Origin of the sequence: Bacillus cereus group sp. MG1 (assembly GCF_040460035.1) — a bacterium.
GTDB lineage: Bacteria > Bacillota > Bacilli > Bacillales > Bacillaceae_G > Bacillus_A > Bacillus_A cereus.
The window spans coordinates 3,734,363-3,747,755 of record NZ_JARVGY010000001.1 but is presented as its reverse complement, the minus strand read 5'-3'; the positions used below and the strand labels follow the sequence as shown (position 1 = coordinate 3,747,755).

Genomic DNA, 13,393 nt, shown 5'->3' with positions numbered 1-13,393 from the left:
TCCTCCTATTCTAATGGCGCTGAAGGTGTTGCACGTTTAGCAACCGTAATATGCTCTACGTCATTTAAATCAGCGGCAGGTTTTACATAAGCTGTTTTTGTTAAGCCATATGCATCTGGCTGAACTTCAACGATTTTTCCAATTACAAGACCTTTCGGGAAAATATCACCCAGTCCAGATGTTACAACTAGTTGATCTTTCACTACCGGTGCATCAGAGCCAATCTTTGTGAAAAGAAGTAATTGCTTTTCTTTGTCATAACCTTCAATCAATCCAAAGATTTTCTCTTGCCCTTGTACAATAGCAGAAACACGATTTGTTCGGCTCATAGAACTTAGTAATTCTACTGATGATGTAAACTGAGATACACTTTTCACTCTTCCAACTAACCCTTGTGAAGTTACTACAGCCATATCTTTTTTAATTCCTTGCTGTGCCCCTTTATCAATTCCAATTAAATCGTACCATTTATCTGGATTACGAGAAACAACAGTAGCTGGAATTTCAGTATACCCGCTATTTAACTCTTTTTTACCAGTTAGCTCTTGTAGCTTCTTGTTATCATCTTCTAATTGTTTTACTTTCCCTGATAGACCTGCATAATTATCTAATTTTGCTTTTAATTCTTTATTCTCTTCATACGTGCGCTTTACATCCTCTACATTTTCGAAGAATCCAGCTACGTATTTCGCTGGCTTTTGGAATACACGTTCTACAACACCGACAGTATCTTTAACAAACTGCTCTGGCCATGTTAAACTGTTCCGTTCTTTCAATGAGATTCCAATCAATGCCACGAGAAGAATAATACTAACCAACAAAACAATTAATCTTTTGTTTAAGAAAAACTGTGGCACGTTCACACCCTCTTAATTTCACTGATTTTTATTTTGCAATATTATCGAGCAGCAGTTTTGAAAAGATCGATATTGTCTAATGCTTTACCTGTTCCAATTGCTACGCAATCTAATGGATCTTCTGCAACAAGAACTGGCATTTTCGTTTCTTCACTAATTACTTTATCTAAATTACGTAGTAATGCCCCGCCACCTGTTAATACGATACCGCGGTCCATAATATCAGCCGCTAATTCAGGTGGAGTTTTTTCTAACGTATTTTTAACTGATTCTACAATCGCATCTACTGTATCTTTTAATGCATCTGCAATTTCTTCTGGCTGAATTAGTACTGTTTTTGGTAAACCACTTACTAAATCACGACCGCGAATTTCCATAGGCTCGATACCTTCTGGCTCGCCTGCAGAACCAATTTCTAATTTTAATGCTTCAGCTGTTCTTTCACCGATCATTAAGTTATAGCTTTTCTTAATGTACTGAATGATTGAATCGTCCATATCATCACCAGCAACACGGACTGACTGGCTTGTTACAATACCACCTAGAGAAATAATTGCAACTTCTGTTGTACCACCACCGATATCAACAACCATACTACCAGTTGGTTCCCAAACAGGTAAGTTTGCACCAATCGCTGCTGCAAATGGCTCTTCGATAGGATAAGCATCACGAGCACCCGCTTGACGAGTCGCATCGATTACTGCACGTCTTTCTACAGCTGTAATACCAGATGGTACACATACCATTACATACGGCTTACGTGAGAAGAAACCGTTTGATTTTTGAGCTTGTTGAATGTAATATTTCATCATTGTTGCAGTTGTTTCGTAATCAGCAATTACACCGTCTTTCATCGGGCGAAGTGCCACAACGTTCCCTGGTGTACGACCAATCATTTGTTTTGCGTCGCTACCTACAGCAACGATTTGTTTCGTATCAGTTTGTAACGCCACTACTGAAGGTTCACGTAAAACTACACCTTTTCCTTTTACATATACAAGCGTGTTCGCAGTTCCTAAGTCTATTCCAAGATCGCGAGTAAATCCACCAAATCCAAACATATTATTTATCTTCCTTTCTTGTTTTCACGGACTCATTTTTTCTTAATTTATATTATAAAAACAGTACGTTTTTTATATCTTTATCCTTTTTGTAGATAAATTTCTACAAAAAACTCATAAATCACATTATAAAACAAAATAAGTAAAAAGCATAGTCTTAAATATGACCTTTTTCCTTTAAACTCACGAATTTATGGTCACCTATTATAATATGATCAAGCACTTCAATTCCGATAATCTGGCCGCATTCTACTAAGCGTTTTGTTACTTCAATATCTTCACGGCTCGGCGTAGCCCGTTATCAATAGTAAATTTCGAAATAATTATTAAAATCAACGTTCTTACGTTAAGTACATGTATTTAAAGTGGGCAATCATTAAATTCTCCTATATATCTTACTTACATTTAAATATACATTGGAAAGTTATATTTTCATCAAAAATATTATTCGAAAAATTCAACCACTAACCCCCCCCGAAAATATCCAATTCTAATAAAGTTTTGGTAAAGTCATCTCTATATATACCGGATTTTTATTCAAAACAATTTTGCTATGATAAAAGAAAATAGTTTTGAATACTGGGACTAATAATAGTTGCCTTTTAATCAAAACTTATTTTAAAGTTATAAAAAGGAAGTTATTTATCTACAAAAATCAAAGCCACATCCATGAATACAGCACCTGTGCTAACGATCAATATCTTTCTTAAGACTAACCTTTGTAAGGATGTATTTATATTATTTAAGGAGATGAAGTAATTGTATTCACCAAAAATCAAGGAATTTATAAGAACTTATGTAAAAGCCATTGAAGGTTCAAATGCAGCTGTATTTGCTGGAGCTGGCTTATCTCAGCCAGCAGGGCATGTGAATTGGAAAGAATTAATGCGCGAACTTGCTGATGATTTAGGCTTAAATGTAGATTTAGAAACAGATTTAGTAGCTTTAGCCCAATATCACGTTAATGAATTTGATGGTAGAGGAAAAATCAATCAAATACTAATAGAAGAGTTTACCAAAGGGGTCCAAACAACAGAAAATCATACACTACTTGCAGATTTACCGATTTCTACGTACTGGACCACCAACTATGATTCCTTAATTGAAACCACTTTAAAAAACATGGGAAAAAAGGTGGATACTAAGATAGTTCCTGAAAACCTTGCTCATACAACTCCTAAAACTGATGCTGTTATATATAAAATGCATGGTGACAGCTCCTTGCCTCATCAAGCAGTTTTAACTAAAGATGATTATGAAGGCTATAATATTACACGTCAATTATATAGTACGGCGTTACAAGGTGACCTAGTATCTAAAACTTTTTTATTTGTTGGTTTTAGTTTCGACGATCCGAACTTAACTTACATTCTTAGTAGAATAAGACTATTATTAGGTGAGAATTCCAGAACTCATTATTGTTTTATGAAACAAATAGAAAGAGAGGACTATGAGTCTGAGGGAGAATTTCACTATGCACAAATTAAACAACAATTAAGAATAAATGATTTGAAGAGATATAAAATAACTGTTTTATTAGTAGATTCCTATCAGCAAATAACTGAAATCTTAAAAAAAGTACACGATATTGTTAAACGTGGTGGCATTTTTATATCCGGAAGTGCTACTTTCTTTGATAATTGGGAAGAACAACAAGCACTTCAATTCAGTACAAATTTAAGTAAATCTATAATTCAATCCGATTATAATATTGTCTCTGGATTCGGATTAGGAATTGGTAGTTGTATCATTTCTGGAGCGCTTGAAGAATTATACAAAACCCCAAATAGAAAAGTGGAGGAGCGCTTAAAAGCTCGACCTTTCCCTCAACAAACTACGGGAGACTTATCTTTAGGAGAACTTTGGACTAAATATAGAAATGATATGCTCTCTTCCGTGGGTATCGCTATATTTATATTTGGAAATAAAAAAGGTGCATCCGGTGAAAAGATAGATGCAAATGGTATGATTGAAGAATTTGAAATTGCTCTTACAAAAGGCGTAATCCCTATACCTATAGGAGCTACAGGAGACGCCTCATTAACTATATGGACCAAAGTAATGGAAAACTTCGATGATTATGTAGGAATAACTGAATTAAAAGGTCTATACGAACAATTAGGAGATACAAACAAAACGCCAGAAGAATTGATAACCATTACTATACAAATAATTAAACATCTAAAAAAATAATATATCTTTCACAAATATACAAAGGAGAGTGGGGAAGTATGGGGAGAAAAATATTTGTCTCATATAAATACGCGGATAGCGATGTATATCCATTAGAAGGCTTGGATTATACAACAACGGTACGGAATTACGTAGATGAACTTCAAGGGAAATTAAAAGATGAAGATCATATTAATAAAGGTGAAGCTGATGGTGATGATTTAAGTGATTTCAAGGATGAAACGATATGGACCAAATTAAAAGATAAGATTTTTGATAGTACCCTTACAATTGTCTTGATTTCTCCAAATATGAAAGGAATTTTCACTAATGAAGAGGACCAGTGGATCCCCTGGGAAATTTCATATTCTTTAAAATCACAAACAAGAAACGGTAAAGTTAGCGGAACAAATGCAATGCTGGCTATAGTATTACCAGATCAAAATAATAGCTATACTTACTTTATTGAGGATAATTCTTGTCAAAGTTGCAATTGTAGAACTCTAAAGACTAATACTTTATTTACAATACTCAAAAAGAATATGTTTAATATAAAATCTCCCACTTTTAACGATTGTGATAATCACAGCGACGACAATAAAGTTTATTTAGGAGAAGCATCTTATATTCGTTCTGTTAAATGGGAGGATTTTATTAACAATGTCGAGGGAAATATTCAGTCAGCATACGATATCAAAGATAATATAGACAACTATGAAATACATAAAAAAGTTTTATAGGAATACCTCTTTTTAATTTTATCGAACCTTTTCCTAAAATACTAAGCCTGTATCTAAGGTTACTAGCTTTCTCTAGATACAGGCTATTATTGCGTATTAGAAATAATATACAATCATGTATTAAAATTTAATATCAAATTTTAATACGAATTCCCTTTTACTTCTTGCTAAATTTTTAAATATTAGCCTTAAAAGAGTATTCCTGATTAAACTTTATTCAAAATTAATCCTTTTCTTTTACTGTAAAATACGTATTTATAATACATTTTTATCAAACCTTTTTCAGCGAAACATTAAAAACAAATAATATTTCATTGTAATTCGATATAGATAGCTCCTATTTGATAGTATTCTTTAATTTAGCTAATTCAAATAGAATAGCGACGCGGTAATCAAATACAGGATATAACCTTTCCTTTGTGTGTACATTATACCAATATGCTCCATCGGAAAATAAATGAGGAAAAGCCTTACTTATGTCTACTTTTTTAGACATTATTTCCCCTTTCATATGTCCTATTCCAGCTGCGATAGAATGGTTTCCGCTTTCAATATGGCAAACATCTATAGGAGTATAGTATGTAGATTCATGATTATATGGATCGAAGATAAAATCTCTTATATATATTTCTTTCACAGCATCTTTCATACGTTTTCGATTCCATGGTATTGGTATTACACATTCATCTTGAAGGTTTATATTTATGGATTCTTTATTCGATGGATCATGAATTTTCAATTCCTCACCATTCTCATTGTAATAGGACATCGGAAAAAACATTCGACGATTATAATCTTTAAAGTGTTCCTCTCTATAAAAAATAGTAGTTATTACACTAGTTTTAAAATCTTTTCGGATAACATCCATCATATAGTTTAATATTATGTTTTTTTGTGATAAGTCATTTTCTTTTTCTAACCAAATATGAGCAATTTCCATCGTGTACAAGAATCGCTGCTGTGGAGTCGGTTCGAGGTTGGGACTATTTTTTTCTTTACATAGGATATTTTTAAACATGCTTACGCTCTCCTTGTAACAATTTATTTGTAAAAAATCTACGATATTTTACATCTTTCAATAAAACGATTCTAAGTGAGTTTTAATCAACCTTTATTCTAAAACTACAATTATTGCACACAATTTTTTACCCTAACTCCATTGTTAGCAAAATTACTAACACTGTTAACTTTATAATGATTATGTAAACTCACAAAATCATTTTATTAAATTTAGAAAGTGGTATTGTTCGAATATTCATCTGCTCTGCCTTTTCTAAAAGTACGTAGTCGCCTCCATCGGCATAAACAATTAAATCCACCTTGTATCCATTTGCACCTTTGTTTATTCCCCTAACTTCCATATCATTCAGAAGAATTTGTTCTACTTGAGATTGAATTCTAGTTGGCATACATGCAATATTAACAGTTGTATCTTTAAACTCTGGCAACTTCTGAAATGATGTATTTGAACTTTCAATAAAACTCTTTTGAACTGGAATTTGATTTCTTTCAATTGAAACGGTATTTAAGTTAATTTCCTCCGAGACAGCATCCAGAAACCAGACATCTGTCCGAACTTCAATATCTAATTCCCGCGCTTTCTCCAATTTACTTCCAGGATTTTCACCACAAATCAAAAAGTCTGTTTTTGAAGATACACTTCCAGTTACCTTTGCCCCGCACTTCAATGCAATTTCCTTCATAAGTGCTCTGGGAAATGGGCTGGCACCTGTGAAAACAATTGTTTTCCCTTGAAAAATAGTGCTAACTCCTTCTATTTTTGCAATAGATTCAACAAAATGATTTAACTGTTTCGGTTTCACTTTATATAGAGGTATCCAAGTGGTAGGGTTTGCTCTTTTAATAACTTCAAAAAGCGCTTTCACATCATCTAAAGCAATATGATTCAGTGGTTGATCTAATTCATAAAATGAGACTAAGTATCCTAAAGAATAAGAAAATAAATTAGAATTTGCATATTTAATAGCTCTTATTGAATCATAACATTCATACTCAGCATCCAACCACCCATAATAAACCAGAAATTTCCTGTCAAAAGATACGTTGTGCGCAACAATTGGATAATTATATTGAGCCAATACACTAATAAAGGATTCTTTTTTTGTTGAATCTTCAGAAATATCCAAGTATCCTTTCCCCATACCCAAATGTATAGAAGATAAATCCTCTATTTCAGCTAGATGCACTTCCTTAACAATTTTACCATTCTCCACAACAAGTAAGGCAACTTCCAAAATTCCTGAATCTACATCAAATCCCCCTGTTTCAATATCAACTAAAATCATATTTTCCATGTTTTAATCCCCCCTTACTCAAAAATTTAAACTTGCTCCAAATTCTTCTTTTAAGAAATTTGTAATCAATTCTTTACTTTCAAAAACTCGTGACATTTTTTCACTTAAAAAGTGATAATGCTTACTATATACACTTTTTCTAATAGTAAATGTCATAGAAGTACTTTTCCCATCTTGGTTATCGTATTTAATTACACTTTTATACACTGGGATATATTGATATTTCCCTATTTCTTTTCCATCCTTCATAACAATAATTAAAGCGCTATTTTTAATGTTATGAAAATTCATTTCATGAATATCATACAGACCCTTAAAACTCCAATTTTTTTTATTATTATTTAGAAAAGACAATAACATCTTTTCACTTTTAAAACCTGTTACATGAACTCTATCTCCATCAAGATTTAAAATGCCACTTTCCAATTCATTAATTCTTTCCTGTAACATTACAATTCCCCCTTACTTTCTTATTAGCAAAAACAATATTTATATTTAACTATTCTTTATTGTACAACTCTCCATATAATTTTTGAATTTGATTCTTTAATTTTGTATTTTCTTCTTCTACTTCCTTAATTCTCATTTTTAAAGTTTTAATTAATACTTCTTCAGATCGGGAACTTTTTTTGGTCACAGGTCTAGTGCTTAAGTGATTATATTGTTGCTTACGGAGCAATTCAATTCTTTTTCTAATATCTGTTTCCTTGTAAAGCCATGACTTAGAAACATTTGCTTCTTTAGCTACAGTATTAAAATTTATAATCCTCCCTTCAAGTGATAACTTAGAGATTGCTTTGTCTACACTTTCTCTAGTTTGAGTAGCCTTTAGCTTGGCCAAACACACAATTTTCTCGGTATTCCGCACTTTCTTCCCCATATTAATCACTTACTCCTTTAAGCTACCTATTATTTGTTCTAAGCGTTCTTTTACACGGCTATTAGTTTCTATTTGCCTTTGCCATTGTTTGTCCTTAGCAATAGCTAATAACTCCTTTGTATGCCTTAAATGTTCCTGGTGCTGTGGTAAGAATTGTTTACTAGTACAAAAATGTGTACAATCTAAACATGCATTAGCATGGGGACACGATCCCGCTATTACCGGTAACCTGCAATATCCATTAGGAAGTACTTGGGCATTTATATTTTTTTTGAACCATTGAAGGTCAACGTCATCAACTTCATTATCATTATTCAATTCTAGTACATCACCGTGATTAGTGACTAACTTCTCCTTAAATTTCGTAAATTCCACTTTGAGAGTTTCGTCAAAAATATGTGCGTACCTACTTGTCATTTCAGGGCTTTCATGACCTAAAAATTTTTGCACAATGTGTTGAGGAACTCCATTGTTTATCATTCTTGTTCCTACTGTATGACGAAAAGCATGAGCATGAAACCTAAAAATAGCTCCCTCTCTGTCAACAATCGTACATTCATAAGCCAATTTGTTTAAATCATCTCTAAATGTACTTTGTTTTAATGGTGATCCATCTTTTCTAGGAAATAGATATTCACTATTAGAAAAATCCTTTGAAACTTTATTTTCTTGAACCTTAATTAATAAAGCCACTTCTTTTGAAATAGGAACAACATGCTCCTTTTTCATTTTCCATTGATAGTACTTTAAAAAATAATCTCCTTCTTTGTCCTCTAATAAACAACCCTTTTTTAAAGTGCATAATTCACTTACTCTCATCCCACATTCTTGAATAATCATTGTCATCGTTGCGATGTAAGGCGGAAGTTTATCCAGATGACCATTTAATTGTTCTAGTATATATTCATCTATAAATCGTGGTTTTGCATTTGGCACTTTAGGATAATCCTCTGGATAAATTAATGCCTTTGAAGGGGCATCGCCCCATTCTACTCTTAAAAGAGTACTAAATAACCCCTCCAATGTAGAAACTCTTCCAGTTATAGTACTAGGTTTTAATCCCATTATGTTTATTCTACTTAAATATGCTTCAATCTCTATTCTTGTTACTTGATGTATTCTCTGAACATTTTTAAAATTCATGTCTAAAAAATTAAAAAACTCTTTAAGCTTCTGAGCAATATCATTAACATGGGAAAAACTATTTGTATTCAACTTTAATTTACAATACCTTTTTGCAAGGTTTTTAAAATACGGATTACGATAATCCTTAAAGGAGACTAGATATTCATACGAAGTAGGATTAACTTTATCCTCTGGGATTGATAATTTACGTCTATCCCAAACATCTTTATCCCACTCCTCACCATCAAAATAATAGTCCTCATAAAATTCCATAAACTACTTTAAGTTAGTAACATAATATGAATTAGCTTCCACGGCTATTTTCTCTTGATTGGCATTAATCTTATAATTAGTAATTGTAGCCTTAACCCCTTGTTCAATCAGATATGTTCTATATTCATTCATTGCTTTTTCGATTGGCACTTCAGTTATTGAGCTAATGTTGGGATATTTAAAATCTAAAAATCCTAACATTTTACTTATCACTGTACCTTTTCTTATCCATACTGTTTTAGCTCCCCAAATCCCCTGTATTATGTGATAGTAATAGAAATATTTCAGTTCTGTTTTTAGCCATAAATTCTGAACACGATCAAAATGGACATAGCGATTTCTTAATTTAGGACTTTTTGCTAATTCTATAGCTGAAGGTTCAGGACATTGATGAATATCCCATTTATCCTTCGCCCAAAATCCTTGTAATTCATTATTCATTTCTGCTATTTTCTTACTAATTTCACTACTACTAACAATTCTCCTTCCATGATAAGCAGTCATAACTTTCCTTCCTTTCTCTCAAGATATTTTTTAAACTCGTTCTTCATATCTTGATTTGAAAGATGAACATACGTATTTAATGTAGTTTGAACGTTCGCGTGCCCTAATCTCTTTTGAACATAGGCTACATCCCAACCATTTCTGATTAATTCTGTCGCATGAGTATGACGCAATACATGTGGTGTAAACTTTATCCCAGTCCTCTTAGTTATTCTTCTAATTAGATCAAGAACACTTTGGTATTTTAGGGGGATTCCATAAAAATTTTTTTTCAAAGAGATAAAAACATAATCGTGCTCAATCTCTTCACTATACTCGTATACTAAATATTCTGTATATAAAGCCATTAATTCTTTACTTACATGTATCGTTCTTGCTTTCCTCAATTTTATATAAGCTCCATTTTCATTTACATCTCTAGGAGTTAAACAAATTTGATTATCCCAAGTAACAATATCTTCAAGTCTCAATGATAATACTTCACCAATTCGAAGCCCACCTTCATACATAAGCATTATAATTAATTTATCCCTAGTAGTACGACAAGCATCCATAATCCGTTTGACTTGATCTAATTCTAAAGTTTGTATCTGTTTCTTTTTTGCTCTTAACTTTAATACATTTTTTTGATATTTTCCTTTATTTATATGATGTAAAAAACTCTTAAAATTTCTCCCTTTTGCTTCTTTAAAAACATTTAACTCTCTAAATTCCCCGACCCTGTTTAAATACTCAATGTAGCTCATCACCGCATTTAAGATAGCATTTACTGTTGTCTCCTCTCTAACAGCATCCTTTAACTTAATCTCAATTACCTTATTTACAGTGGGGTACCTTAACCACCCCACAAAATTAGCTAATTCTTCAAAACTAATTTCATTAAGATTAATCTCCCTTTGGTCCATAAACTCATAATAGAGTTTTAAATGATAACAATATGTCTTAATGGTATTTGGTGATTTCCCAGTATTGTCTAAGTATTTGACAAACCTCATAACCGGTTCCACTAATTGGTATTCTTTATTTAACAGTATATAGAGTGGATAGGGCTTATTATCCACTTTTATCTTTTGAACTTTCACCAATTCCCCCTCCTTAAATACTTTAACAACTTTAAATTAAACCTATAATTAATAATAATTTAAAGTAAAAAAATATCCTAGCTTTCTTTCTTTAATTACTTTCAATACTATAGTTTATTGTACTATGGATAAGGGATCTCCTGAGGGATGGTTATGAAGACATATGATAGAGGCTGCTGCACGACGGAAGGCTTCTTTAAAAACCTCCCTCGGGTGTACAATTGACGTGTTTAAACTTCCAATAAAGATCGTTTGCCTATGTATAACTTGATTTTTTGTATTTAAATATAAACATATAAAGTTCACGTAAATACGAAAAATTACAAAACAAAAGAGCACAGCGTGTATAAGTAGTGCTACCAACACTCTTATACCGTTCACCTGAGCTGACCAGGTAAACACTTGCTATACTCTCATGAGTTATTGTACATCATGCAGGGTCTATTAAGCAACGTTTACCAAATTATTGGTGACGTTGCTTTTTTGTTTCCTAGAAGGAGACTTATAATATGGAAAAGAAATGCATAGATGTTATAGCAAGTGAAGAATCATTCCGTAACTTATCACCATTTATAGAATTAGAAGAATTGAACAAAACTATACGTACATATAGAGACATTATCCGTATGTCTATTAAGCGTACCGACGTAAAATCTAAACTAATTGCATTACTTGAAATTTTAAAACGCCACAGCTGCAAATATGTAGGTGTTAGTTTCCTATGTAAAAATTCAATTGCTCACATGATGGAAGTTTCATATAAAACTGTACAACGTTTAATGAAGAAACTTGAGGGTTTAAAGATGATTAAGCAAGTAGCGATGAAACGTAAAAAAGATATGCTTCAAACTTCTAATGCTATTATCATTCAACCAATTGTGGAAGTGTCCAACAAGAAACCTGGTAAAATGTCCGAGAAGTGTCCTACCATTAAAACAAAACCTGTTTTATTAAAACAAAATATAAAAGATATAAACAAACGTAATAGTAATGAGAATAGCAATACTCCAGAAGAGAATATGGAACAAGCTGACTTTGTTGCTCATTGGGTACCAGAACGTTTTATTTCTTTAGTTAACTTTTTTTACAGTGAATCTAAAACAATTCAAGAACTGTGGAAGGTCGTAAGACAGTGCAATAAAATCGTTAACCATACAACAGGTGATACAGCATTTACTAAAGAACAAGAGTTAACTATTGGCTTAAAAGCTATTAAAGAATTTGTTATGAAAATTAAATCCGGAGTAAAAATGAAAAAAGGTAAATTCGCTTATTTCAACGGGATTGTAAACAACTTAATGGACAAGTTCTACTTCGATAAAGAATTTATGGCCATATAAAAAACACCTAGCTAAATTAACTAGGCGTTTCGATTTTCAAAATATCCATGAATTGAATTTTATGTATTGCATTCGGTCCATCACTCACTACAATTCTATTCAGTTGTTGTTCCAGTTTGATTATTTTACCTTGGATAACATCTGGTTCTTTATATTTTCGATACACAGTAAATACTAATTCTGTATCATCTTGTACTGCCAATTGAATTAATTCAGCAGCCTCTTGTTGTTCGAATTCATCCATGTATGGTCTAGGTTCTTTTTTAGTAGCCTTTTTCTTTGGTGGTTTTGGAATTGCTGTTGACATATGACCTCACCTCATTATTTATTTTTAAGCATATTGATAGTTATTTCTTACTTTATCAACAGAAAGTATATTAGCTAATTTCAGCATTCTAACTTGTTGTTTTTGCATGCAATACACTAATACACGATCTTCATATATCTTTCTAACAATCACAGTTCTTTGAGAGAAATCTCCTGAACCGTTTAAATAAATTAATTCAATTGGTAGTTTTTGATTGAACGAGCATTTAAGTAAATGATTCATAAGATGACCTCCAAAAGAACGTTTGTTTGTATAAATTATAGAACAAACGTTCTTTTTCGTCAATAAATTACAAACGAACATTTACAGTTGTTGCATGAAATTGGTATGATTTAGGTATTATTTTAAGGAGGTTATTCCATGAGTTATGACACGATTGCATCACTACAACGCATGCAGCAATTAGAACAAGCTCAGGCTGCTGCGGGAAAAAGATTAGTATTACAGAGAGATCATAAAACTGATAATATACTAGCTGCACTTGCAATTATCTTAGCTATTCCAACATTTTGTTTATCTCTTATATTAGGAGTGATTATTTACTATATAAGAGAATTCACATGCAAAACATACTTAGTTAAAAATGTAGCTACAGGTGAAAAATTTCATGTGGATAAGCAAGAATTTAAAGAATATAAAAGGAATTTTAAGAAGAAGAAAAAACAAGTTAGAAGAATTTCTGATTTATAATAAACCCTATCCTTATTAAAGTTGAC

At 32.1% G+C, this 13,393-nt stretch carries 13 protein-coding genes and 3 pseudogenes; 4 read left to right on the top strand and 12 right to left on the bottom strand.

The genetic code is table 11. The features are described 5' to 3' along the window. Positions 1-5 precede the first annotated feature (5 nt). From mreC to QCI79_RS19795, 3 genes and pseudogenes are all read right to left on the bottom strand, one after another. A complete protein-coding gene (gene mreC / locus QCI79_RS19805; RefSeq protein ID WP_001135490.1) occupies positions 6-857 on the bottom strand; it encodes a rod shape-determining protein MreC in 852 nt (283 codons plus the stop codon). A gap of 41 nt (positions 858-898) precedes the next feature. Further along, positions 899-1,918 (bottom strand): cell shape-determining protein MreB, encoded by a 1,020-nt coding sequence (gene mreB, locus QCI79_RS19800; protein WP_000466736.1) that lies wholly within the window; start codon positions 1,916-1,918, stop codon positions 899-901. A 157-nt stretch (positions 1,919-2,075) separates the two neighbouring features. After that, positions 2,076-2,210 (bottom strand): annotated as a pseudogene (locus QCI79_RS19795) (JAB domain-containing protein); the annotation flags it as partial. Between the two features lie 467 nt (positions 2,211-2,677). On the opposite strand from QCI79_RS19795, the gene QCI79_RS19790 reads away from it, so the two are divergent. Next, positions 2,678-4,111 (top strand): SIR2 family protein, encoded by a 1,434-nt coding sequence (locus tag QCI79_RS19790; protein WP_021728720.1) that lies wholly within the window; start codon positions 2,678-2,680, stop codon positions 4,109-4,111. A gap of 38 nt (positions 4,112-4,149) precedes the next feature. Then, on the top strand, positions 4,150-4,830 hold the full coding sequence (locus QCI79_RS19785) for a TIR domain-containing protein (RefSeq protein ID WP_021728719.1): 681 nt from the start codon (positions 4,150-4,152) through the stop codon (positions 4,828-4,830). A gap of 337 nt (positions 4,831-5,167) precedes the next feature. Here the strand turns inward: QCI79_RS19785 and QCI79_RS19780 are convergent, their stop codons facing one another. The 7 genes and pseudogenes from QCI79_RS19780 to QCI79_RS19750 form a co-directional block, all read right to left on the bottom strand. After that, positions 5,168-5,848: a DUF6710 family protein gene (locus QCI79_RS19780; protein ID WP_021728718.1), complete on the bottom strand. Its 681-nt coding sequence runs from the start codon at positions 5,846-5,848 to the stop codon at positions 5,168-5,170. A gap of 190 nt (positions 5,849-6,038) precedes the next feature. Next, positions 6,039-7,145 carry a 3'-5' exonuclease gene (locus QCI79_RS19775; RefSeq protein WP_021728717.1) on the bottom strand — a complete coding sequence of 369 codons (1,107 nt, stop codon included), beginning with the start codon at positions 7,143-7,145 and terminating at the stop codon, positions 6,039-6,041. An 18-nt stretch (positions 7,146-7,163) separates the two neighbouring features. Then, positions 7,164-7,595 carry a hypothetical protein gene (locus QCI79_RS19770; RefSeq protein ID WP_021728716.1) on the bottom strand — a complete coding sequence of 144 codons (432 nt, stop codon included), beginning with the start codon at positions 7,593-7,595 and terminating at the stop codon, positions 7,164-7,166. Positions 7,596-7,644: 49 nt separating this feature from the next. Then, the gene (locus tag QCI79_RS19765) at positions 7,645-8,025 is read right to left on the bottom strand and encodes a DUF6262 family protein (protein WP_021728715.1); all 381 of its coding nucleotides are present in this window, start codon (positions 8,023-8,025) and stop codon (positions 7,645-7,647) included. A gap of 9 nt (positions 8,026-8,034) precedes the next feature. Then, a pseudogene (locus QCI79_RS19760) lies at positions 8,035-9,927 on the bottom strand (tyrosine-type recombinase/integrase). Next, positions 9,924-11,009 carry a tyrosine-type recombinase/integrase gene (locus tag QCI79_RS19755; RefSeq protein ID WP_021728714.1) on the bottom strand — a complete coding sequence of 362 codons (1,086 nt, stop codon included), beginning with the start codon at positions 11,007-11,009 and terminating at the stop codon, positions 9,924-9,926. Before QCI79_RS19755 ends, QCI79_RS19760 begins: the two are co-directional and overlap by 4 nt. Before the next feature lie 132 nt (positions 11,010-11,141). Next, positions 11,142-11,312, bottom strand: a pseudogene (locus QCI79_RS19750) (JAB domain-containing protein); the annotation flags it as partial. Positions 11,313-11,518: 206 nt separating this feature from the next. On the opposite strand from QCI79_RS19750, the gene QCI79_RS19745 reads away from it, so the two are divergent. After that, positions 11,519-12,349: a hypothetical protein gene (locus tag QCI79_RS19745; protein WP_048556221.1), complete on the top strand. Its 831-nt coding sequence runs from the start codon at positions 11,519-11,521 to the stop codon at positions 12,347-12,349. A gap of 16 nt (positions 12,350-12,365) precedes the next feature. Here the strand turns inward: QCI79_RS19745 and QCI79_RS19740 are convergent, their stop codons facing one another. Then, positions 12,366-12,656 carry a YolD-like family protein gene (locus QCI79_RS19740; protein WP_000100788.1) on the bottom strand — a complete coding sequence of 97 codons (291 nt, stop codon included), beginning with the start codon at positions 12,654-12,656 and terminating at the stop codon, positions 12,366-12,368. A gap of 24 nt (positions 12,657-12,680) precedes the next feature. Then, positions 12,681-12,899, bottom strand: coding sequence for a hypothetical protein (locus QCI79_RS19735; protein ID WP_001016124.1), 219 nt, complete (start codon positions 12,897-12,899; stop codon positions 12,681-12,683). A gap of 138 nt (positions 12,900-13,037) precedes the next feature. Between QCI79_RS19735 and QCI79_RS19730 the strand changes: the two genes are divergently transcribed. Further along, the gene (locus QCI79_RS19730; RefSeq protein WP_000119474.1) at positions 13,038-13,367 is read left to right on the top strand and encodes a hypothetical protein; all 330 of its coding nucleotides are present in this window, start codon (positions 13,038-13,040) and stop codon (positions 13,365-13,367) included. Positions 13,368-13,393: the final 26 nt, after the last annotated feature.